The sequence below is a fragment of the Kribbella sp. VKM Ac-2569 genome (genome assembly GCF_004216905.1).
Lineage (GTDB): Bacteria > Actinomycetota > Actinomycetes > Propionibacteriales > Kribbellaceae > Kribbella.
In genome coordinates, this window is the sequence record NZ_SGXJ01000001.1 from 2,479,295 (window position 1) to 2,500,046 (window position 20,752).

At 67.9% G+C, this 20,752-nt stretch carries 21 protein-coding genes; 12 read left to right on the plus strand and 9 right to left on the minus strand.

Features of this window, described 5'->3' with window-relative positions; translation table 11 throughout:
- Nucleotides 1-25 precede the first annotated feature (25 nt).
- Nucleotides 26-322: a DUF4287 domain-containing protein gene (locus EV649_RS11750; RefSeq protein ID WP_130383228.1), complete on the plus strand. Its 297-nt coding sequence runs from the start codon at nt 26-28 to the stop codon at nt 320-322.
- A gap of 4 nt (nt 323-326) precedes the next feature.
- Entirely contained in the window at nt 327-1,073 is a 747-nt protein-coding gene (locus EV649_RS11755) for an RNA methyltransferase (protein ID WP_130383229.1), read from the plus strand.
- Here the strand turns inward: EV649_RS11755 and EV649_RS11760 are convergent.
- Both EV649_RS11760 and EV649_RS11765 read right to left on the minus strand, forming a co-directional pair.
- Nucleotides 1,070-1,690: a hypothetical protein gene (locus EV649_RS11760; protein ID WP_130383230.1), complete on the minus strand. Its 621-nt coding sequence runs from the start codon at nt 1,688-1,690 to the stop codon at nt 1,070-1,072. The genes EV649_RS11755 and EV649_RS11760 overlap by 4 nt on opposite strands.
- A 19-nt stretch (nt 1,691-1,709) precedes the next feature.
- Nucleotides 1,710-2,609, minus strand: a complete 900-nt coding sequence (locus EV649_RS11765) for a GIY-YIG nuclease family protein (protein WP_130383231.1) — start codon at nt 2,607-2,609, stop codon at nt 1,710-1,712.
- Between the two features lie 201 nt (nt 2,610-2,810).
- Here EV649_RS11765 and EV649_RS11770 point away from each other — a divergent pair, with 201 nt between their 5' ends.
- A complete protein-coding gene (locus tag EV649_RS11770; protein ID WP_130383232.1) occupies nt 2,811-5,828 on the plus strand; it encodes a PQQ-dependent sugar dehydrogenase in 3,018 nt (1,005 codons plus the stop codon).
- A 42-nt stretch (nt 5,829-5,870) separates the two neighbouring features.
- Nucleotides 5,871-6,998 carry a serine hydrolase domain-containing protein gene (locus EV649_RS11775; protein WP_130383233.1) on the plus strand — a complete coding sequence of 376 codons (1,128 nt, stop codon included), beginning with the start codon at nt 5,871-5,873 and terminating at the stop codon, nt 6,996-6,998.
- Between the two features lie 408 nt (nt 6,999-7,406).
- Here the strand turns inward: EV649_RS11775 and EV649_RS11780 are convergent, their stop codons facing one another.
- Nucleotides 7,407-8,231, minus strand: a complete 825-nt coding sequence (locus EV649_RS11780) for an MBL fold metallo-hydrolase (RefSeq protein WP_157996227.1) — start codon at nt 8,229-8,231, stop codon at nt 7,407-7,409.
- Nucleotides 8,232-8,382: 151 nt separating this feature from the next.
- Here EV649_RS11780 and EV649_RS11790 point away from each other — a divergent pair, with 151 nt between their 5' ends.
- From EV649_RS11790 to EV649_RS11805, 4 genes are all read left to right on the plus strand, one after another.
- Nucleotides 8,383-9,675, plus strand: coding sequence for an esterase-like activity of phytase family protein (locus EV649_RS11790; protein WP_130383235.1), 1,293 nt, complete (start codon nt 8,383-8,385; stop codon nt 9,673-9,675).
- 14 nt (nt 9,676-9,689) lie between these two features.
- Nucleotides 9,690-10,064 (plus strand): nuclear transport factor 2 family protein, encoded by a 375-nt coding sequence (locus EV649_RS11795; RefSeq protein ID WP_130383236.1) that lies wholly within the window; start codon nt 9,690-9,692, stop codon nt 10,062-10,064.
- Between the two features lie 94 nt (nt 10,065-10,158).
- A complete protein-coding gene (locus EV649_RS11800) occupies nt 10,159-11,487 on the plus strand; it encodes an FAD-binding oxidoreductase (RefSeq protein WP_130383237.1) in 1,329 nt (442 codons plus the stop codon).
- Nucleotides 11,484-12,287: an SDR family NAD(P)-dependent oxidoreductase gene (locus tag EV649_RS11805; protein ID WP_130383238.1), complete on the plus strand. Its 804-nt coding sequence runs from the start codon at nt 11,484-11,486 to the stop codon at nt 12,285-12,287. Before EV649_RS11800 ends, EV649_RS11805 begins: the two co-directional genes overlap by 4 nt.
- On the opposite strand, the gene EV649_RS11810 is transcribed toward EV649_RS11805, so the two are convergent.
- On the minus strand, nt 12,280-12,756 hold the full coding sequence (locus tag EV649_RS11810; RefSeq protein ID WP_130383239.1) for a GNAT family N-acetyltransferase: 477 nt from the start codon (nt 12,754-12,756) through the stop codon (nt 12,280-12,282). The genes EV649_RS11805 and EV649_RS11810 overlap by 8 nt on opposite strands.
- Nucleotides 12,746-14,125, minus strand: coding sequence for an MFS transporter (locus EV649_RS11815; protein ID WP_130383240.1), 1,380 nt, complete (start codon nt 14,123-14,125; stop codon nt 12,746-12,748). The genes EV649_RS11810 and EV649_RS11815 overlap by 11 nt, the downstream gene beginning before the upstream one ends.
- A 114-nt stretch (nt 14,126-14,239) precedes the next feature.
- On the opposite strand from EV649_RS11815, the gene EV649_RS11820 reads away from it, so the two are divergent.
- The gene (locus EV649_RS11820; protein ID WP_130383241.1) at nt 14,240-14,818 is read left to right on the plus strand and encodes a TetR/AcrR family transcriptional regulator; all 579 of its coding nucleotides are present in this window, start codon (nt 14,240-14,242) and stop codon (nt 14,816-14,818) included.
- Between the two features lie 7 nt (nt 14,819-14,825).
- Here the strand turns inward: EV649_RS11820 and EV649_RS11825 are convergent, their stop codons facing one another.
- Complete coding sequence (locus tag EV649_RS11825; RefSeq protein WP_130383242.1) at nt 14,826-15,188, minus strand: cupin domain-containing protein; 363 nt, start codon at nt 15,186-15,188, stop codon at nt 14,826-14,828.
- An 85-nt stretch (nt 15,189-15,273) separates the two neighbouring features.
- Nucleotides 15,274-16,422: an MFS transporter gene (locus tag EV649_RS11830; protein WP_130383243.1), complete on the minus strand. Its 1,149-nt coding sequence runs from the start codon at nt 16,420-16,422 to the stop codon at nt 15,274-15,276.
- A gap of 56 nt (nt 16,423-16,478) precedes the next feature.
- On the opposite strand from EV649_RS11830, the gene EV649_RS11835 reads away from it, so the two are divergent.
- Genes EV649_RS11835 through EV649_RS11845 form a run of 3 tightly spaced genes read left to right on the plus strand, consistent with a single transcriptional unit; the run spans nt 16,479 to nt 18,047 of the window.
- Nucleotides 16,479-16,937, plus strand: coding sequence for a T6SS immunity protein Tdi1 domain-containing protein (locus EV649_RS11835; protein WP_130383244.1), 459 nt, complete (start codon nt 16,479-16,481; stop codon nt 16,935-16,937).
- Nucleotides 16,938-16,954: 17 nt separating this feature from the next.
- Complete coding sequence (locus EV649_RS11840) at nt 16,955-17,479, plus strand: gamma carbonic anhydrase family protein (RefSeq protein ID WP_130383245.1); 525 nt, start codon at nt 16,955-16,957, stop codon at nt 17,477-17,479.
- Between the two features lie 4 nt (nt 17,480-17,483).
- Nucleotides 17,484-18,047, plus strand: a complete 564-nt coding sequence (locus EV649_RS11845) for a DinB family protein (RefSeq protein WP_130383246.1) — start codon at nt 17,484-17,486, stop codon at nt 18,045-18,047.
- 226 nt (nt 18,048-18,273) lie between these two features.
- Here the strand turns inward: EV649_RS11845 and EV649_RS11850 are convergent, their stop codons facing one another.
- A complete protein-coding gene (locus tag EV649_RS11850) occupies nt 18,274-18,939 on the minus strand; it encodes a response regulator (protein ID WP_130383247.1) in 666 nt (221 codons plus the stop codon).
- Complete coding sequence (locus EV649_RS11855) at nt 18,936-20,588, minus strand: ATP-binding protein (RefSeq protein ID WP_130383248.1); 1,653 nt, start codon at nt 20,586-20,588, stop codon at nt 18,936-18,938. The genes EV649_RS11850 and EV649_RS11855 overlap by 4 nt, the downstream gene beginning before the upstream one ends.
- Nucleotides 20,589-20,752 lie beyond the last annotated feature (164 nt).

Here is a 20,752-nt window from a genome sequence, read left to right on the forward strand (position 1 = left end):
TACGACGACCACCCAGGAGGAAACGATGTCGTTCCAGGCGTACTTGGACAAGATCGAGGAAAAGACCGGAAAGACCCCGCGGGAGCTGGTCGACGAGGCTCATCAGCGGGGGTACGGCGCCGCGGACGTGAAGTCCGGCACGATCCTGGACTGGCTGAAGGCGGACTACGAGCTCGGCCGCGGCCACGGGATGGCGCTGGTGCACGTGATCAAGAACGGCGCGCAGATCAGCGACAAGCACGTCGGCACCACGGGCACGCACTCGGACCCGAGCAACATGCTCTGGCTGGACGGTAAGGCAACGAACCCGGCGCTACGGTAGGCGGGTGGATTCGAAGAAATCGCCCCGCGACAAGTGGATCACCGTCTACGGGCGCAAACCCGTGCTGGAGGCGCTGCACGATCCGAGCCTGTCGGTGGCGAAGGTCGTGCTCGCCGACAACGCGACCGGCAACTCGATGCAGGAGATCCTGCGGGCCGCAGAACGGTACGGAACGCCGGTCGAGCGGGCGACCGCCAGCCGGGTGAAGTGGCTGGCCGGAAACGGCAAGCACGACCAGGGCGTGGTCGCGGACGTGGACGCGCCCCGGATGACGCCGCTGGAGGAGTTCGTGCGGGCCCGCGGAAAACGGCCGACCAACGTTTTCCTGCTCGACGGCGTGACCAATCCCGGAAACGTCGGAATGATTCTGCGGACCGCGACCGGCGCCGGGTTCGACGGCGTGATCCTCCCCCGGGCCGGTACGCCGCACGTCGGGCCGCTCGTCATCAAGGCGTCGGCCGGCGTCGCGTTCCAGGCACCGATCGTGAACACGTCGACGGCGAAGGCGGCGGTCGATGTACTGCGGAACGCCGGGTACCACGTGTACGGGTTGTCGGCGCGTTCGCAGGACTCGCTGTTCAAGACCGAGCTCGCCCCGCGCGCGGTCTACGTGCTCGGCGGTGAGACCAACGGGATCACGGTCGCCACCGACTCCGACCTGCAGATCCCCCTGCACTCCGGCGTCGAGTCGCTGAACGTCGCCGTCGCCGCGGCAGTGGTCGCCTTCGAGGTCACCAACCGCCGAGGCTAGCCTGTGATCTTCTTGGCGAGTGCCTCCGCGGTCTCGCGTGTGTAGCCGCCGGAGATCTGGACCTCGCCGCCGGTGATCGCGGACTGCACGGCTGGTGCCGCAGCCACCTCGCCGTGGACGACGATCGCCAGCAGATTCGCCGGCGGCTCCTGCTTGGCGATGCTGGCAGTCAGCTGGCCGAAGAGCTTGGTGCCCTCCGGGTCGAGGTTGAGGTTCACGTACCACGAGGTGCCCCTGGCCGGGTCGAACCCGGACTTCACCTCGGACACGTTGCTGCCGTCGAGCTCGACCTTGCCCAGCGTGTAGACGTTGCCCTTGTCGTCACACGCCGTACCGGCCAGCGAGGGAGTCGCGCAGTGACCGGGCTTCGAGGTGAGCACGCGGCGGAACTCGACCGCCTTGGGATCGGACGGTTTGGTGCGGGCCGGCGGGGTGGACTCGTGCGCAACCGGTTTGCCGTCGCCGCGGTTCACGAACAGGACGAGGCCGGTGACGATCAGTACGACGAGGAACAGGATGAGCCCGCCGACGATGAGCAGCGGACCTTTCGAACGCTTGGGAGGAACCTGCGCGTACGGCGGTGGTCCGGGTGGATAAGGACCAGGCGGCTGCGTCATGGGACACCATGCTAGGTAATCAGGAAGTCACCTTGAGCAGCCGTGCGGCGAGTTCGGCGTTGCGCCGGGCAAACGGCTGCCACAACGCAGGCGTCGCTGCCACTCGCTCCCGCGCCGTCGCCTCGCCCACCGCGCGCTGCGTCCACGTGCACATCCGCCCGCTCCTCAGCTCGAACCGCACGAGTACGCCGTCCGCCCACCCGTACACGTCCGCGTCCCGCGGCTCCATCCACGCAACCTTCTGCTCAGCACAGATCCACTCGAGCGCTTCGATCTCCCCCTGCACCTTCGCCGCGAACTCGTACCGCAACTCACCCGCCGCCCGGTCACGTCGTCGTACCAGCTCGCTCCGCAACGTCTCGACCGAGGCCGGTTCCTTCAAAAGTACGGCGATCGCCGTCCGCGCCAACGCGTCCCGATCCGCCGGTCCGATCCCGAACAGCCGACCGAACTCCTCCGCCGAACCGTCGCCCGCCACGGTGTATTGCAGCGGCAGCACCCGATGCAGACCCGAGATCGCCCGCCGGATCCGTAACCCACCGAGATACGGCCCGAAGTGTGGCCCGCCACCGCTGATCGTGTGTTCGAAACGCAAACCGGGCTTGGATCCGTCCGCGAGCCGGATGTAGCCGACCACCTCCGCGCCGCCCTCGGTACGGTTCCAGCGCGGCTTGGAATGTTCGAGCAGATTGCGTTCGAGCCAGGCCGCTTCGTGTTCGGAATCGCACCAAACACCTTCCACCCGGGCGATCCGCCGTACCATCCGCTGCAGATGCGGCCGGTCGCCGAGATTCACCCAGTACGACTGCACGCGCCGCCGCAGATTGCGAGCCCGGCCGATATACAGAACCTTCCCGGCGTCGTCACGGAAGCGATAGACACCCGGCCCGGCCGGCAACTCCCGAACGCTGCGGATCATCTGGGTCCTCGCTGGATTACCGGACAGGGCCTTGCCCAGTGTGCACGATCCGACCGGCGGAGTGACCGGCCGGTGGAGTGTTTGAAACGAATGCGGGCCGGGGGTTGCGCCGGTGCTGTGGTGGAGGTCATCCTGGCGCGGTCCGAGTGCCCGCAGGGGGTTGTGAGGGGACGGGTACCGGGCTTCTGACCTGGGGGCTTTGTGAGGATTTCTGCCCGGTGGATGCGCTGTGCGCTGTCCACGTTGTCCGTCGTACTGCTGCTGCCGCTTGTCGTGATCACGCCGGCACGCGCTGCTGTCACACCCACCGGTTTCAGTGAGCAGGTGGCGTTCACCGGACTGAGCAGTCCGACGAACGTCGCGTTCTCGCCGGACGGCCGGGTGTTCGTCGCCGAGAAGAGCGGCCTGATCAAGGTGTTCGACTCGCTCGACGATCCGACGCCCAGCGTTTACGCCGACTTGCGGACGGAGGTCTACAACTACTGGGACCGCGGCCTTCTCGGGCTGGCGCTGCATCCCGATTTCCCTGCAGATCCACGGATCTACGTGCTGTACACGCACGACGGACTGATCGGTGGGCCGACGCCGAAGTGGGGTACGCCGGACACCGACGCCGACCCGTGTCCGTCGCCGCCCGGTCCGACCGGTGACGGATGCCAGGCCAGTGCGCGACTCTCCGTGCTCAACGCGAACGGCGCCGAGCAGGTGCTCGTCGAGGACTGGTGCCAGGTGTTCCCGAGCCACTCGATCGGCTCGATCGAGTTCGGCCCGGACGGGTTCCTGTACGCCGGCGGCGGTGACGGCGGCAGCTTCAACTACATCGACTACGGGCAGGACAGCCTCCCCGCCTCCGATCTGACACCCGACAACCCATGCGGCGACGGGACGGCTCCGGTCGGTGCGACGCTCACTCCGCCGACTGCCGAAGGTGGCGCGCTGCGTGCGCAGGATCTACGGACCGCAGGCGATCCGACCACTCTGGACGGGTCGATCATCCGCATCAACCCCGACACCGGACAGGCCGCGCCGAACAACCCGTTGATCAGCAGCCCCGACCTGAACGCGCGCCGGATCGTCGCGGAAGGTCTGCGCAACCCGATGCGGTTCACGTTCCGGCCGGGGACGAGCGAGCTGTGGATCGGTGACGTCGGGTACGCGAACTGGGAAGAGATCGACCGCGTCGTCGTACCGACCGCGGGTGTCACCAACTTCGGCTGGCCGTGCTACGAAGGTTCGGCCCGCCATCCCGGGTACGACGGCGCGAACGTCAACATCTGCGAGAACCTCTACGCAGCAGGCACGTCCGCGGTCACATCGCCGTACTACGCCTACAAGCACAGCGATCAGGTCGCCGGGACGTGCTCCACCGGCAGTTCGTCCATCTCCGGGCTCACGTTCTACAAGGGCGGCAACTACCCGTCGACGTACGACGGCTCGCTGTTCTTCACGGACTACAGCCGCAAATGCGTGTGGGCGATGATGAAGGGGAGCAACGGCCTGCCGGACCCGGCGAACATCCAGCTTTTCGCCTCCGGGTACGGCGCCACTCGCCTGCAAACAGGTCCCGGTGGCGACCTCTTCACGGTCGACTACGACAACGGCCGGATCCTCCGCTACGTCTTCAACGGCACGAACAATCCGCCGACCGCCGTGATCCAGGCCGACCCGTCGAGTGGGCCGACGCCGTTGACGGTGACGTTCGACGGGACCGCATCCGACGACGCCGACGGCGATCCGCTCACGTACGCGTGGGACCTCGACGGCGACGGGGCGTACGACGACTCGACGGCCTCGGTGGCGCAGCACACGTACACGACCACGGGCACCGTCACCGCGCGATTGCGGGTGTCCGACGGGACGGCGAGCAGTACGACGACCACGCAGATCAACGTTGCGAACACTGCGCCGACCGCGACGATCACGTCCCCCGGTCCGGCGACGACGTGGAAAGTTGGGGACACCATCAACTTCTCGGGTTCGGCGACGGACCCCGAGCAGGGGACGTTGCCGGGGTCCGCGTTGACATGGTCGCTGATCATGCATCACTGCCCGAGTGATTGCCACACGCATACGATCACGACAGTGACCGGGGCGAGCGGCTCGTTCACAGCGCCGGATCACGAATATCCGTCGTACCTCGAGCTGAAGCTGACGGCGCGGGATGCTCAAGGGCTGACGGACTCGAAGAGCGTGCGGCTCGATCCGAAGACGGTCGGTACGACGTTCGCGACCACGCCGACCGGGTTGCCGGTGACGGTTCTCGACAAGAGCGGGGCGAGTCCGCTCAAGGTCACGACGATCGTCGGGTCGAGCGTTTCGGTGGCGGCGGATCCTGTGCCGAATGTGGCGAACCAGCTCTACCGGTTCGGGTTGTGGTCGGACGGTGGTGCGCGTGACCACAACCTGGTTGCGCCTGCGACGGCGACGACGTACACGGCCGCCTTCGCCACGAAGCGGAACCTTGCCCGCGGTCGGCCCGCCGTTGCCTCCAGCACCTACATTGCCGGGCGCGAGGCGTCGAAGGCGGTTGACGGTTCGATGAGCACAGCGTGGTCGAGTGCGCGCACGGATCCGCAGTGGTTCCAGGTCGATCTCGGGTCGGTCCAGGTGGTCAACCGGGTGATGATGAACTGGTTGTCGACGGCGTACGCGAAGTCGTACCAGCTCCAGGTGTCGGGGAGCGGGCGTACGTGGAAGACCGTGTCGTCGACGGTGAGCGGGAACGGCGGGACGGACCTCGTCACGTTCACACCGAACTACGCGCGGTACGTCCGGATGGTCGCGACGCAGCGGGCCGTTGCCGGGAGCTACTACTCGTTCTGGGAGTTCGGGGTGTACCAGGACACCGGGCCGGCCGTCGGGATCGCGGGCCAGTGCATCGACGTCTACCAGGCCTCGACTGTGGACGGTACGCCGACGACGCTCTACACCTGCAAGGGCGCGGTGAACCAGCAGTGGACACCGTCGATGGAGGACGGCACGGTGCGCACGATGGGCAAGTGCCTGTCCGCGCGCGGCACCGCGCTCAAGACACCCGCGGTGCTGTGGACCTGCGACAACTCCCCCGGGCAACGCTGGATCCCCCAACCGAACGGGTCCCTCGTCAACGCCGCCGTACCCCTCTGCCTCGACGCCGCCGGCGCCTCCTCCGCCAACGGCACCAAACTCATCCTCTACACCTGCAACAACGGCCTGAACCAGAAGTGGGTCCTTCCGTAATTCGATCGTCTGCGTGACCGCCTCGGATCTATCGTCTTGCTCATGAATCAGGGTTGGGTGGACGAGGGGTTCGGGGCGGTTGCGGATGCCTTTGCGGAGAACTTCTCGTTGTTCCCGGAGTTGGGAGCAGCGGTCAGCGTGTACGCCGGTGGGCGGCAGGTGGTCTCGCTCTGGGACGGGGATGCGGCGCCTGGGCGTCCGTGGGACCGGGAGACCGTCGTACCGGTGTTCTCGTGTGCCAAAGGGTTGGTGAGTGTCGTCGTACACCTGCTGGCGCAGGAAGGGCGGCTCGATCTGGATGCGCCGATCGGTGCGTACTGGCCGGAGTTCGTTGCTGCGGGCAAGGACACGATCACGTGCCGGATGGTGCTCGGGCACCGGGCCGGGATCCCGGTGCTGGACAAGACGTTGACGTTCGACGAGATCGCGGCGTGGACGCCGGTGATCGCTGCTGTTGAAGAGCAGAAACCTCTGTGGGAGCCGGGGACGGCGTACGAGTATCACGGGCACGTGTTCGGGTTCGTACTCGGTGAAGTGGTACGGCGGATTACGGGGCAACTGCCCGGGGCGTACTTCCGTACTGTCATCGGCGATCCGCTCGGACTGCGGGCGTGGATCGGACTGCCAGCCGCGGAGTTGCCGACGCTCGCGCGGTTGGAGGAGGCGGAGGGGCGGCCGCCGGGGTTGGATCCTGAGCACCTGCTGATGCGTATCGTGACGATGAACGGGGCGCTCGAGTTCCCGGGCCTCGACGTACCGCACGGTTGGAACGACCCTGATCTGCTCGCGATGGAACTGCCTGGGGCGGGCGCGGTCGCGTCTGCGAGCGGTCTGGCCGGGGTGTACGCCGCCGCCATCACCGGGATCGACGGCTCGCCGCGGTTGCTGACATCGGACACGATCGGCGATGCGGTGCGCGAGGTGTCTTCCGGGGCTGGGTTCCTGGGGTTTGATGCTGGCGCTCGCTGGGGGTCCGGGTTTCTGCTGGACTCACCTTTCCGGCCGACGCTCGGCCCACGCAGCTTCGGCAACGACGGCGCCGGCGGCCAGTTCGCCTTCGGCGACGACGAGTACGGCATCGCCTTCGCCTACACCGCCAACCGAATGCTCGGCCACGGCGACCCCCGAGCCGCCCACCTAATCACCGCCCTCCGCACCTGCCTCAACTAACCCCCACCACTAGCGGCTTGTTTCACCCCTAACCCCCTACAACCCGCTACCAGCCAAACAACCCGCCACGAGGGGCGGGGCGCGCTAGGTGGATGGAAGCGGGGTGCCCGGTGGGTGGAAGCGTGGCGTTCGACTCGCGCTGCTCGACTCGGACACGGCCGACCCACCCCGGTCAACTCGGGCGGATATCCCCTGGTGTGGTGGGTTCTCCCCTCGCATACCAGTAGAGAACCCACCACGGCAGGGGATATGCCGTCGCGTGCCGACGGGGTCGCGGTGTGCTGGGGCCGGGTGTGGTGGGCGCGGCCGTCATGCGCGGGACGCGGACGTGTGCGTCGGCGTACGGCGTGGGCGTTGGCGTCAGATGTACGCGTTGGGCGTCATGTGGTTGGGGTGGAAGCAGGACCACTACCCGTTGTTCGGTACGTCGTGAGGGTGCCAGGTGTAGGTGGGGCCGTTGCGTTGGACGTGGCCTAGGCCTGGGAACGGGAGGTGGTAGGCGTGGATCAGGAGGTGTTCGTCGGCGGCGCGGGACAGGAGTTGGCGGCGGGTGGTGATGGAGGCCGGCGTGTCCAGATCCCACGGGGTCGCCCAATCCGGGTTGGTGAGTTGGAGCGGGTCGTAGAAGGTGTCGCCCACACAGAGCAGCCGTTCGCCTTGGGACTGCAGGAGGATGGCGGAGTGGCCGGGTGTGTGACCGGGGGCTGAGAGGGTGTGTACGCCGGGCAGGATCTCCGTGTCGTACTCGAACGGCTGCAGCTTCTCGCCGAACAGCCGGATGGTTTCTCGAGCAGCCTCGAGGTGCGGCTGCGCCGACGGGAGGTCGACAGAGCCTGACCAGAACGCGACCTCCGACGCATGCGCGAACGCGGTCGCCGCAGGGAAGGTCAGCTCACCCGACCAGATCGCGCCGCGCGAATGATCCTGGTGGAGATGCGTGAACACGACCGCAGCCAGCTCCGACCGTGACAGTCCGGCGCTGCTCATTCCGCCGTCCAACTGTCCAACGAGCGGCTCGATGTACTCGCCGTACCCGAGGAAGCTCGCCCCCAGCCCCGTGTCGATCACCGCCGTCCCGTCCGGCGTATTCACGAACAGACAGTTGTACCCACAGGTCAGCGTCGAACGCCCCTGACACGAGTCCCGCAGTACGTCGTCCGGCACACCCGACTCAGGAGTGAAGAAATCCTCCAGCCGCGGCTCGAACGGCGGCCCCGGCTGACCGTCGCTCACCACCACACACTCCAACCGCCCTACCGAGAACCGATAAATCACCTCCCCACCCTCTCACCAGCGGGGAGGTTTGCCGGGGGTTCATGGGGTGGGGTGGTGGTGTTCATTTGGGCGGGTGAGGGTCGCGGGGACTGGTTTGAGGGGAGTTGGAATGGTTCGGCGTGCGTGGGTGGTGGCGGCCTCTGTGGTGGGGGTTGCTGCGTTGGTGGGGAGTTCGGTGCAGGCAGCGTCCGCGGATGAGCGGGAGCCGAGGGTGGTCGGTACGGCGTCGTTGCCGGACGTGTCGCTCGGGAAGTTCTCCAACGGGCTGATCCCCGGGTCGGTGGACGACGATCGGGAGGTCGATCTCGGTGGGATCGGGAGCGACATCTTTCCGGCCGGGAAGAGCGGCGAGTTCTGGACCGTCACGGACCGCGGGCCGAACGGGCAGATCAAGGTCGACGGCAGCAACCGACGGACATTCCCGGTGCCGGGGTTCGACCCGGCGATCGTGAAGGTGAAGGTGGCCGGCAAGAAGCTGAAGGTGATCGATGCGATCCCGATCACGACCCGGCACGGCAAGCCGGTGACCGGACTTCCGAACCAGGAAAGCCGCGACGAACTCCCCTACACGTACGACGCCTCGACGCGTCTCCCCCTCGACCCGAACGGTCTCGACACCGAGGGCATCGTCCGGGCGTACGACGGAACGTTCTGGCTCGTCGACGAGTACAGCCCCTCGCTGGTGCACGTCTCGAGCCGCGGCCAGGTGATCGCGCGGTACGTGCCGAAAGGCCTGAACCTGCAGGGCGCCGACTACCCGGTGATCGAGTCGCTGCCGGCGATGTTCCTGACCCGCAAGATCAACCGCGGCTTCGAGGGCCTCGCGCAACTGCCCGGCGGTGATCTGGTGCTCGCACTGCAGAGCCCGCTGTCGAACCCGAGCAAGAAGGTCGGCGAGGCCTCGCTCAATACGCGACTCCTGAGGTTCTCGCCGCGGGCCGGGAAGGTGACGGCGGAGTACGCGTACCGGTTCGACCCGGTGGGCGTGGTCGATCCGGGCGAGGACGACACGAGTGAGCTGAAGATCTCGTCGATCGTTGCCGCAGGCCCTGAAACGCTGCTGGTCGAGGAGCGGACCGACAACGCCGCGCGGCTGCAGCGCGTCGTACTGCGGCCGTCCGCCAACATCCTCGGCTCCAAGTGGGACGATGCCGCGACCACACCGTCGCACGAGGCATCGACTGACGTACCGGCGCTCCCCAAGACGCTGTTCCTCGACCTGAACACGGTCAAGGGTGCGCCCAAGAAGATCGAGGGTGTTGCGCTGCTGCCGCACAACACCCTCGTCGTGATCAACGACAACGATTTCGGAATGACCGACGGACCGGACGCGTTCGATGCCGACGGCAACCTGGTCGACAGCGGCATCGAGACCACCCTGGTGACGATCCGCCTCCACTAGGCGACGATGGGCGTATGACGATCGAAGAGCAGGTACGCGCGGCTGCGGCCGAGTGGGACCGGATCGTCGTCGGCAACGACGCCGGCGAGGTCGGATCCTTCATGACGGACGACTGGGTGTACGTCGACTCGACTGGCCCGGTCGCCAGGGCCGACATCCTCGGCTGGATCGCGACCGGGCGGCTCGCCCATCACAGCATGAAACTGGAGAGCGAACAGCGGATCGCGCGCACCGGGGACGCCGTCGTACTCACGGCACGCAAGACCAGTACAGGCTCCTGGGAAGGTACGTCGTACTTCGCGGACGAGTGGATCAGCCAGGTCTGGGTCCGGACGCCGGCGGGCTGGCGGTGCGCGTACAGCCACAAGACCGACGCACAGACGAAATAGCCCCGCGTTTTGTGATGTGGCGTTCTTCACGTCACACGGGTCGCTCGGCACGCGTCAGGTGTTTGTTCGATGAGGACAAACGCAAAGGAACGTCATGAGCGCAGTAGTCGAAGGATTCGCTGGAGAAATCGTCGGCCCGGAGGACCCGGAGTACGACGCCGCGAGCCGGACCGTGCTGGTCGGGGGCAGCCCGGCGTACGTCCTCAGGCCCGCAACCGTCGAGGACGTCCAGAAAGCCGTCCGGTACGCCGCCGGCAGCGGGCTGCCGCTCGCCGTGCGCGGCGGTGGACACGCATTCCCAGGATTCGGGACGAACGACGGCGGGGTGGTGATCGATCTGGGCAACCTGGCGGGCATCGAACTCGTCGACAAGGACAAGCACGTCGTCCGGATCGGCGGCGGCGCCACCTGGGGGCAGGTCGCGGTCACGCTGGCGCCGCACGGGCTGGCGATCTCGTCGGGTGACACCAAGAGCGTCGGGGTCGGCGGGTTGACGCTGTCCGGCGGCATCGGGTGGAAGGTCCGCAAGTACGGTCTCGCGCTGGACAGCCTGGTCGCCGCGGAGGTCGTGACCGCCGCAGGTGACGTCGTACGGGCGTCCGCCGACGAGAACCAGGAGCTGTTCTGGGCGATCCGTGGTGGCGGCGGGAACTTCGGGATCGTGACCGCGTTCGACTTCGCGGCGCACCCGACGACCGACATCCACTTCGGCAAGGTGGTGTTCCCGGCGAACGAGATCGCCGAGGTGCTGCCGCGCTGGGCGGAGTACCTGCGCACCGCGCCCGCGGAGCTGAGCTCGATCGCGTCGTTCGCGAACCCGTTCCTCGGCGGTCCCGAGGCGCCGCTGGAGATCCAGGTCGCGTTCGACGGTGACGACGCGGAACTCGCCGCGCAGGCGATCGATCCGATCCGCGCACTCGGCACCGTGATCGCCGACGATGTCACGCTGACGCCGTACGCCGAGGTGCTCGTGGACGGCCTCGTACCGCCGCCCGGCATCCAGTTCGCCACCCGGAGTGCCTTTGTCGACAAGGAATCCGTGCCCGAGGTACTGCGGATCCTCGCCGAGGCCGGCACCTCGCAGGGCTCTCCGGTGATCGCCGTCCGCAGCGTCGGCGGAGCCGTGGCACAGGTCGCCGACGACGCGACGGCGTACGCGCATCGCCAGGCGGAGCTGATGTTCGTCACCATGACGGTCGGTCCGCCGCCGGTGATCGAGGCGACGCGTCCGGCGCGGCAGCAACTGTGGGATCGCCTGAGCCCGCAGGTCAGCGGCGCGTACGCGAACTTCCTTTCCGAGGCCGAGGACGCCGACGTCGCCGCGGTCTACCCGACCACGACGTACGAACGGCTCGCGGCGGTCAAGCGCGAGTACGATCCGGAAAACGTGTTCGCCGGCAACCACAACGTGCGGCCGGCATGAGCAAGGTCTGGTTCGTCACCGGCTCGTCCCGCGGCCTCGGCCGTAGCTTCGTCGAGGCCGCCCTGTCCCGCGGGGACCGGGTGGCCGCGACGGCGCGCACGACCCTCTCCGAGTTGACCGCGACGTACGGCGACGCAGTACTTCCACTCACCCTCGACGTCACCAACAAGGCAGCGGTCTTCGAGGCCGTCGAACAAGCGCACGCGTACTTCGGCCGCCTGGACGTGATCGTCAACAACGCCGGGTACGGCCTGACCGGAGCGGTCGAGGAACTCGACGAGACGCAGTTGCGCGATCAGTTCGAGACGAACTTCTTCGGTCCGCTGTGGGTCGCCCAGGCCGCCGTCCCGTACCTGCGCAAACAGGGCGACGGTCGCATCATCCAGATCTCCTCGGTAGCCGGCCTGACGGGGCTCCCGATGGGCGGCGCCTACTGCGCATCGAAGTGGGCCCTCGAAGGACTGAGCGAAGTGCTCGCCCAAGAGGTCGCCGGCTTCGGGATCAAGGTCACGGTGGTCGCACCCGGCGGCTACGCGACCGAAGGCGTCACCGGCGGAGTCCGCTCCGATCCGAACCCGCTGTACGACGACCTGCGCGACGCACTGTCGGCATACGTGGCGTCGGCCGACTTCGGCGACCCCGCCGCAGCCGGCCGCGCGATCCTCGAGCTCGCCGACACCCCCAACCCACCACTCCGCATCTTCTTCGGAACCCAGGGCTACCCGATGCTGCAACAGGTCTACGCCGACCGCCTGAAGACCTGGGAAGCCTGGCAGGACCTCGCAACCGAAGCTATGTGACCTCGTCGGTCAGCTGGGCCTCGTAGGCCTCGGGGGACCAGCCGGCTGCGGTCTTGGTGACCAGCTTGGCGCCGAGGCGTTCGTAGAAGCGGTAGCCGGCTGTGTTCTCCAGACGCAGACCCCAGCCGATCGCGAGCCGGTCCGGCAGCGCGTGCCGGGCCAGCTCCAGCATGAGTTTCCGTCCGACGCCGGCGTCGCGGAAATGCTCCCGCACATAGAGATCGTCCAACGCCAGTTGATCCCCGCCGACCCACAAGTACGGTCGCCGCAGCGCGGAAACGTACCCCGCCGCGTCGCCGCCGACCTCCGCGATCAGCACGATCACTTCCTCGCGCGCGAGGAACCCTTGCCAGTCCTCGACGCTCGCCGTCATATAAGCGCCCTGGTCCTGGTAGTCGGCCAGCTCACGCAGCATGGTCAGCACGATCTCCGCATCCGCGACCACCGCGCGGCGAATCTCAATGGGCATGCACTTCTCCAGTCGAAGGCTTGAACGCCGGTACGACGACCAGCGCGAGGGCGGCCGCCACCGCAGCAGTGACCGCGGCGAACGTGAACCCACGAGTGAATCCGGTCGACACGGTCCCCGCAAGACTCGCCGCCGCGATGCTCGACACCACTGCGACCCCGAGCGAGGCGCCGAACTCGTGGAACGTGCTGAGAAGCCCGGACGCCAGACCAGCTTCCCGGTAGTCGATCTGCGCGAACGTCGTGGTCGACGACGCCACGAAGGCGGCGCCCAGCCCGATCGTCCCGACGGTCATCCCGATCACGACCAAGGCAGCACCTTCCCAGATCGCAGGGACAGCCACGCCGGCCGCGGTGATCAGGAACCCTGCCATCGCGATCGGCCGCGCGCCGGTCCGGCCGACGAGATGCCCCGCGATCTGGGCGCCGACGATCGCCGCGATCGCTACCGGCAGGAACAACAGTCCGGTGCGCAGAGCGCCGTACTGCTTGAAGTGCTGCAGGTAGAACGAGCCCAGGAAGAACATGGCGATCATCAGCGCGGTCGCGACCAGGATCATGAAGATGCCGGCGGTGACGGGGCGGCGGGTGAAGATCCGCAGGTCCATCAGCGGTGACCGTACGGTGCGCTGGACCCAGGCGAAGACGCCGTACAGAACAAGGGCTCCGGCCAGCGTGCCGAGGGTCGCGAGCGAGAGCCAGCCGCGATCGCCGGCGTTGATCAGCGCGTAGATCGCCGTCCCCGTGCCGGCCGTGACCAGCAGTGCACCCGGTACGTCGAGACGTCCCGGCTGCTCGCTCGGCGTGTCGGCCGGAAGCATCCGGATCAGCAACGCGAACACGACCAGGCCGATCGGCAGGTTGATGTAGAACACCCACTGCCAGCCGGGGCCTGCGGTGAGCAGACCACCGAGCAGTACGCCGATCGCGGAGCCGCCACCGCCCATCGCGGACCAGATGCCCAGCGCCTTGTTGCGCTCGTCCCCGTCGAACGTCTTTGTGACGACGGACAGCGCCGCCGGCGAGAGCATCGCGGCCCCGATGCCTTGCGCGACGCGACCGCCCAGCAAGACCTCAGGCCCGTTGGCGAGGCCGGTGACGAGCGACGCCAGCGTGAACACGAGCAGGCCGGTCAGTACGACGCGGCGGGAGCCGAACAGGTCGGCGGCGCGGCCGCCGAGCAGCATCAGACCGCCGAACATCAGCGTGTACGCACTGACCACCCAGGTCAGCGTCTCGCGCTGGAGGTGCAGGTCGGTCTCGATGTTCGGCAGCGCGATCGCCACCACGGTGACGTCGAGGATCAGCATGAACTGCGCGACGGCGAGCAGCCCCAGCAGCCGCCACCGCCGGGGGTCGGTTTGAGTCATGGTCTCGTCCTTAAGTTGAACAGCTGTGTACGGGTTATATTCGGTACGGTAACTCGTACACTGGTGTTCGACAAGAGGAATTCGTACAGTGGTGTTCGAGATCAGGGAGGTCCGATGGCTGTCACCACCCGGCGCGCGGACGCGCAACGGAACATCGCGGCGATCCTGACCGCGGCGGCCGAGTGCCTGAGCCGTGATCCGGCGGCGAGTACGTCGGAGATCGCGAAGGCGGCCGGGGTCGGGCGAGTCACCCTGTACGGCCACTTCCCGTCCCGGGCCGAGCTGGTCGACGCCGTCTTCGTCCAGGCGATCGCGACCGGTGACGAGACGCTGGGGCAGGTCGATCTGACTGGCGACCCGCGCGACGCGCTGACCCGGCTGATCGAGTCGAGCTGGCACCTGGTCGACCAGTATCGGGCGCTGCTGCTCGCAGCTCAGGACGCGCTGCCGCCCGGACGGATGCGCGAACTGCACGCCGATCCGATGGCGCGCGTGGAGCGGCTGCTCGAACGCGGCCGTTCCGAAAACGTTTTCCGTACGGACCTGCCGACGACGTGGCTGGTCAGCGTCATGCACAACGTGATGCATGGCGCCGCGAGCGAGATCCAGGCCGGCCGCATCACGTCCGCCCAGGCAGCGCCGTACATCACCGCGACCCTGCTGGCCGCGTTCGCTCCCCCGAAGCCGGAGTAGGGCCTAACTACTCCAGCCAGGTGGTTTCGAAGGTTGCGTTGGCGTGGATGTGCACTGCTTCGTAGCCACCCGGGCCGGTGCGGAACTTGTGCGGCGTCTCGGCCGGAACGACCAGGATCTGGCCGGCCTTGCCGACGATCTCCTCGGTGTCCACGGTGAACGTCGCCGAACCGCGCCGGATGATGAATGTCTCGGCGTACGGATGCAGGTGCAACCGCGGCCCGACGCCCTCTTGGGTGGTCGACTCGAGAATCAGCGAGACACCGGCGCCACCCGGCAGCTCGGTGTAGTTCTCGGTCCATTCCTCGCCGTCGTCCCGCCCGTCCGCCCGGCTGATCACCGCGGCCCCGGATTTCGCGATCTCCGTCATGCCACCCTCCTCGATCGATCCAGTCACCGTAACCGTTGCACCTGGTCCTTTCACATCCCTTTCGACGTACGTCGACGGGCCTCGCTCAGCCCGGTTGGCGGCTCGCCTGGGGCTTGGCGGCACGGCCGGCGGCCGGTGCGAGGCCGGCGACGACGACCGCGATGACGGCGACAGCACCCAGGGCGACCGGCAGCGACAACGCGGACGAGACCGCGCCGACCGCCGCTGGGCCGATCAGGAAACCGACGTAGGCGATCGTGGTCACCGTGGAGATCGCTCCCGCGCGCCGCTCGGGCCCCGCCCAGGCGCCCGCCATTCCGATGATGGTCGGCGCGCAGACCGACGTACCGAGGCCGGCGACGCCGATCCCGATCAGTGCCGTCCAGGGATTGTTCGCGGTGGCCGCGACGAGTGAGCCGACGGCGGCGACGGCGCCGCCGACGACCAGGAGCCGCACCGGGCGGACCCGCGCAAGGAGGGCGTTGCCCGCGAAGCGGCCGGTGGCGGCCGCAGCGGCGAAGACCGCGGGAGCACTGGAGGCGAGGCCGGCCGCGGCGTTCAGCGAGGTGTCGAGATGTACTGCGCCCCAGCTCTGCCACGCGTTCTCGACCAGGTAGGCCAGCGCACACAGCACGCCGAACACGAGGAGCACCGGTTCGAGCCTGGCCCTCGGCTTTTCGGTATGCGTCCTCGGCGTCCCGGTGACCTTGGTCGCTCCCGGCGCGAGGGCGGCAGCCGCCGTGATCACGATCAGCGCCGCCGCACCGGCCAGCACCGGCAGTGCTCCCACACCGGCCGCCCGGAGTCCCGCCGTACCGAGGCTCGCCACCACGACCGCGACCGAGAACATGCCGTGGGCAAAGTTCATCACCGGCCGTCCGGTGTCGTGTTCGGCCTGGGATCCGGTCGCGTTGATCGCCACGTCCGTCGCACCGGAAGTTGCTCCGAGCAACAACAGCGCCGCGCTCAGCGTGACGACCGAGCCGGCCAGGGCAGGCAGTACGCCGCAGAGCGCGAACAGCACCGTCACCACGGGAAGCACGACGCCGCCGTACCGGTCGATCAGGTAACCGGTGAACCGCATCGACACCAGCGCTCCGAGCCCGATCATCAGCAACGCCACACCGAGCTCACCGTCGTTCACACCGGCGTCGACCCGGATCGCGGGCAGGACCGCTCCCCAGGCGCCCCAGAACAGACCGAACGCTGCGAACCCGGCGACTGGTTTGAGCATCCGTTCACCCTAGTTGGACTCGGGACATGGCCCCCGCTCGCGCCTAGGCTCACGGCATGGAGCTGACCCGGTCGTTCTCCGACGAGCAGTACGCGCGTGCGCTCGAGTCCTGGACCTTCCTCGAACTCGACGGGTTGGTGCCGGTGTTCACGTCGCCGTTCGGGGACGTGTTCTTCCAGGCGGCGGACGGGTTCTGGTGGCTGGACACGCTCGAGGGGACGCTGGAGCTCACCTGGGCGAGCGCGGACGAGTTGCGGGACGAGCTGAACACGGAGGACGGCCAGGACCAGTACCTGCTGGCCGGCCTGGCCTTCGGGGCCGCGAACCAGGGCGTCGTACCAGGTCCTGATCAGGTCTACTCGTTCACCCATCCGCCGCAGCTCGGCGGCGAGCTCACGCTCGACAACGTCGAGGTCCTGGACTTCGTGGTGTCGCTCAACTTCCTCGGGCAGATCCACAGCCAGATCCGCGACCTGCCGCCCGGTACGCCGATCTCCGGGATCACGATCAGCTGAGCATTAGGGTGTGGCGCATGCCGCTGTACTCGTTCGAAGGTAAGCGTCCGACCGTCCACCCCGACGCGTGGATCGCGCCGACCGCCACGCTGGTCGGCGACGTGGTCGTCGAGGCCGGGGTGTCGATCTGGTACGGCGCGGTGATCCGGGCCGACCTGGGCACGATCACGATCCGCGCCGGGGCGAACATCCAGGACAACACGGTCATCCACGTCGGCCACAACGGCTGCGAGATCGGCCCGAACGCCACCGTCGGTCACCAGTGCCTGGTCCACGACTGCACGATCGGCGAGCAGGCGCTGGTCGGAAACGGAGCGATCGTGCTGGACGGCGCGGTCGTCGGCAAACGCTCGTTGGTCGCCGCGGGCTCCACGGTCACGCCGGGCGCGGTCATCCCGCCGGAGTCGGTCGCGATGGGCAGCCCCGCGAAGAAGATCATCCCGCTCGACGGCACCGCGAAGCTCTTCGTCGACCACAACGCCGCCGTCTACCACGCCCTGGCAGAACGCCACGCCGCAACCGTCGAACTCGTCGAGGACTGACTTTATGATCGACGAATTCGCCAAGGGGTACCTGCACGACAGCCTGCGTTGGGTCCGCGAATCGCTCCTGTCGAAGGTCAAGGGCCTGTCGGAGTACGACGTACGCCGCCCCCTCACCCACACCGGCACCAACCTCCTCGGGCTGCTCAAACACCTCACCATCACCGAGGCCCGCTACCTCGGGGAGATCTTCGACCGCCCGTACGCCGACCCGCTGCCGAACTTCACCGACCCCGGCTACGCGAACCGCGACCATCTGTGGGTCACTGAACACGAGTCGCGCGCGCAGATCCTCACCAACTATCGCCGCGCCTGCGAACACGCCGACGCGACCATCGACGCGCTCCCGATCGACGCCCGCGCCACCGTCCCGTGGTGGCCACGACCCGACGTGATGCTGTTCAACGTGATGGTCCACGTCCTCACCGAATCCAACCGTCACGCCGGCCACGCCGACATCCTCCGCGAACAACTGGACGGCACCACCAACAACGATCCCGACACCGACTGGACCACCCACCGCGCCCAGATAGAACAAGCAGCCCGAGCCGCCGACACATCCCGCTGACCCCACCCCACCCCACCCGCTCCGCACCCCTCAACCCGACGACCCCCCACCATCATTTGATGGGTTAGCCAGCCAAGTGCGGGGTTCGCCACCCTGGTTAAGGGTGTGGAACCCCGCATTTGACTGGCTAACCCATCAAATTCGGTGGCTGACCCAGCAAATGCGGTCGGCCGCGGGCGGCGCCGGGTGGCGTGGGCTGGGTGGCGTGGGGTGGCGTGGGGTGGGGCTAGGTGCGCCAGGTGTAGCGGCGTTCGGGGCGGCCGGTGGTGCCGTAGCGGAGGGACACTTCGGCTTGGCCTTGGGCGGCGAAGAACTCGAGGTAGCGGCGGGCGCTGACGCGGGAGATACCGACTTTTTCGGCGCACTCGGCGGCGGAGATGTTGTCGGTGGTGGCGCGGAGGGCGGCGGTGACGAGGTCGGCGGTTTCCTGGCTGAGGCCTTTGGGGAGCCGGTTGACCAGCTGGCGGGCGGGCGCGAGGACCCGGTCGACGTCGGCTTGGGAGGTGACCTGATCGGGCACGCTGGCGCGGCGGCGGGCGTACTCGCGGAGCCGCGCCCGCAGATCCTCGAAACCGAAGGGTTTCAGCAGGTAGTTCACGACCCCCTGCCGCACAGCCCCGCGGACCGCGTCCGCCTCGCGGGCAGCTGTGATGACCAGGATGTCGACGTCGGGCTGCACGGCGCGCAGGCGGGCGATCAAGTCCAGGCCGAACACGTCGGGGAGGTAGAGGTCCAGAAGAACCAGGTCAGGAGAAAGGTCACCGAGCGCCGCCACGGCCTGGTCGCCGGAGTTCGCCGTACCGACGACCTCGAAGCCGTCCACGCGATCGACGAACCCGCGGTGGATGCGGGCGACCATGAAGTCGTCGTCGACGACCAGGACCGTGATCATCGGGCACCTTCCGGCGTGCGTTGGGTGGACATTCGCGCGACGAAGGCCGCACCGCCCTCGGTGAGGTTGGTGACCGCCACCTCGCCGCCGCGGCGCCGGCAGATCAGGCGGGTCATCGCGAGACCGATCCCGCGTTCGCCCTCGGCCGCAGCCTTGGTGGTGAAGCCGTGCGCGAACACCTCCTGCGCCAGCTCGGGTGCGACGCCCGGTCCGGAATCGCGGACCACGATCTCCACGCTCGTCGCGTCCTGCCGGAGCTCGACCTCGACCCACGCGGGCGACAGCGGCGTACCGGACTGGGCCGCCGCGTCGACGGCGTTGTCGACCAGGTTGCCGAGGACGGTCGCGATGTCGGCGGACAGCTCCGGATCGAGGCGCAGCAGCGTGGTCCGCTCGGACACCCGGAGCTCGACGCGGCGTTCGGCCGCGAGCGACGACTTCGCCATCAGCAGGGCGGCGACCGTGGTGTCGTGGACCCGCCGGGTCACGGTCAGGTCGAGCGATTCACGGTAGCGGTTGAGTGCCCCGACGTACGTGACCACTTCGTCGTACTCACCGATCTGGATCAGCCCCGAGATCGTGTGCAGCTGGTTCGCGAATTCGTGCGTCTGCGCCCGCAGCAGCTCTGCAGACGAACGGAACGACCCGAGTTCGCGCTCCAGCTGCGCGAGCTCGGTCCGGTCCCGCAGCGTGGTGACGGATCCGAGCGACCGCCCGTCCTTGGTCACGCTCATCCGGTTCATCACGAGCACCCGCCCACGCCGTACGACGACCGCGTCGCGCGCCTCGTCCTCGCCGGCCAGCACTTCTCGCAGCCGTCCTTCGACACCCAGCTCCCGCAAGGACTTTCCCACCGCGTCGGAAGGGAGATCGAGGAGTCGCCGGCCGACGTCGTTCACCAGCGTCACGCGCAGATGCGGGTCCAAGGCAACAACTCCCTCGGCAAGCCCGTACAGCATGGCTTCCCGGTGCTCCGCCAGTCCCGCGATCTCCCGTGGTTCGAGCCCGAGCGTCTGCCGTTTGATCCGGCGGGCCAACAACCACGACCCGAGCAGCCCCAGTACACAAGCGATTCCGAGATAGATCGCCAGGTACGACGATGCGCCGCGCAACCGCTGCAGTACGGACGGAGCGCGCTCACCGACCATCACGGTCCCGATGTGGTCGCCGAGGCTCCCGTCCGGGTTGCCGTCCGCGTTCCGGCCCTCGCTCAGCACCGGTACCTGGGCGACCAGCTCCATCCCGCCGTCGCCCCGCAGCTGACCGGACCAGCCGCGACGCTTGTCGCCCGCCTGATCACCGTACGTGAGATCGCTTCCGATCAGCGTCGGATTGGTTGCCGCGATCACCTTTCCTTCGGAGTTGGCGACGGTGATCGAGGTGACGCCCGACTGCGCGAGGCTGGTCTGCAGCGCAGGCGCAAGCATCTCCGCCGGTGCCGGGTTCCGGATCCCGAACCGCAGCGCAGGGCTCGACGACAACTGCTCGGCCAGCAAGGTGACCCGGCGGCCTTCGACCCGGTTGAACGTGGCGGCCGACTGGGCCAGCGAAACCGCGGCGACGGCGACGAGCACGATCACCACGATCGCCAGCTGCAGCACCAGCAGCTGGCCGGCCAGGGTCGGCCTTCGTCCCAGTCGTACCGCCATGTTCACCTCCTCGCACGTCCTGCCGCATGATCACCGCTCCAGCGGCCAAGTGCCACACTTCATCCAGGTTCCGCCCGTGACCACAATGAACTCAACCACCGCTGCGGCCACAACGCAGACGGCCCGACCACAGGAGGTCCACGATCGTCGGCACGTGAACCACT

Excerpts from the sequence above, each read along its gene's own strand:
- EV649_RS11750 (WP_130383228.1), top strand. The coding sequence starts at position 26 with ATGTCGTTCCAGGCGTACTTGGACAAGATCGAGGAAAAGACCGGAAAG.
- EV649_RS11760 (WP_130383230.1), bottom strand. The coding sequence starts at position 1,690 with ATGACGCAGCCGCCTGGTCCTTATCCACCCGGACCACCGCCGTACGCG.
- EV649_RS11765 (WP_130383231.1), bottom strand. The coding sequence starts at position 2,609 with ATGATCCGCAGCGTTCGGGAGTTGCCGGCCGGGCCGGGTGTCTATCGC.
- EV649_RS11775 (WP_130383233.1), top strand. The coding sequence starts at position 5,871 with ATGAATCAGGGTTGGGTGGACGAGGGGTTCGGGGCGGTTGCGGATGCC.
- EV649_RS11790 (WP_130383235.1), top strand. The coding sequence starts at position 8,383 with ATGGTTCGGCGTGCGTGGGTGGTGGCGGCCTCTGTGGTGGGGGTTGCT.
- EV649_RS11795 (WP_130383236.1), top strand. The coding sequence starts at position 9,690 with ATGACGATCGAAGAGCAGGTACGCGCGGCTGCGGCCGAGTGGGACCGG.
- EV649_RS11800 (WP_130383237.1), top strand. The coding sequence starts at position 10,159 with ATGAGCGCAGTAGTCGAAGGATTCGCTGGAGAAATCGTCGGCCCGGAG.
- EV649_RS11805 (WP_130383238.1), top strand. The coding sequence starts at position 11,484 with ATGAGCAAGGTCTGGTTCGTCACCGGCTCGTCCCGCGGCCTCGGCCGT.
- EV649_RS11810 (WP_130383239.1), bottom strand. The coding sequence starts at position 12,756 with ATGCCCATTGAGATTCGCCGCGCGGTGGTCGCGGATGCGGAGATCGTG.
- EV649_RS11815 (WP_130383240.1), bottom strand. The coding sequence starts at position 14,125 with ATGACTCAAACCGACCCCCGGCGGTGGCGGCTGCTGGGGCTGCTCGCC.
- EV649_RS11820 (WP_130383241.1), top strand. The coding sequence starts at position 14,240 with ATGGCTGTCACCACCCGGCGCGCGGACGCGCAACGGAACATCGCGGCG.
- EV649_RS11825 (WP_130383242.1), bottom strand. The coding sequence starts at position 15,188 with ATGACGGAGATCGCGAAATCCGGGGCCGCGGTGATCAGCCGGGCGGAC.
- EV649_RS11830 (WP_130383243.1), bottom strand. The coding sequence starts at position 16,422 with ATGCTCAAACCAGTCGCCGGGTTCGCAGCGTTCGGTCTGTTCTGGGGC.
- EV649_RS11835 (WP_130383244.1), top strand. The coding sequence starts at position 16,479 with ATGGAGCTGACCCGGTCGTTCTCCGACGAGCAGTACGCGCGTGCGCTC.
- EV649_RS11840 (WP_130383245.1), top strand. The coding sequence starts at position 16,955 with ATGCCGCTGTACTCGTTCGAAGGTAAGCGTCCGACCGTCCACCCCGAC.
- EV649_RS11845 (WP_130383246.1), top strand. The coding sequence starts at position 17,484 with ATGATCGACGAATTCGCCAAGGGGTACCTGCACGACAGCCTGCGTTGG.
- EV649_RS11850 (WP_130383247.1), bottom strand. The coding sequence starts at position 18,939 with ATGATCACGGTCCTGGTCGTCGACGACGACTTCATGGTCGCCCGCATC.
- EV649_RS11855 (WP_130383248.1), bottom strand. The coding sequence starts at position 20,588 with ATGGCGGTACGACTGGGACGAAGGCCGACCCTGGCCGGCCAGCTGCTG.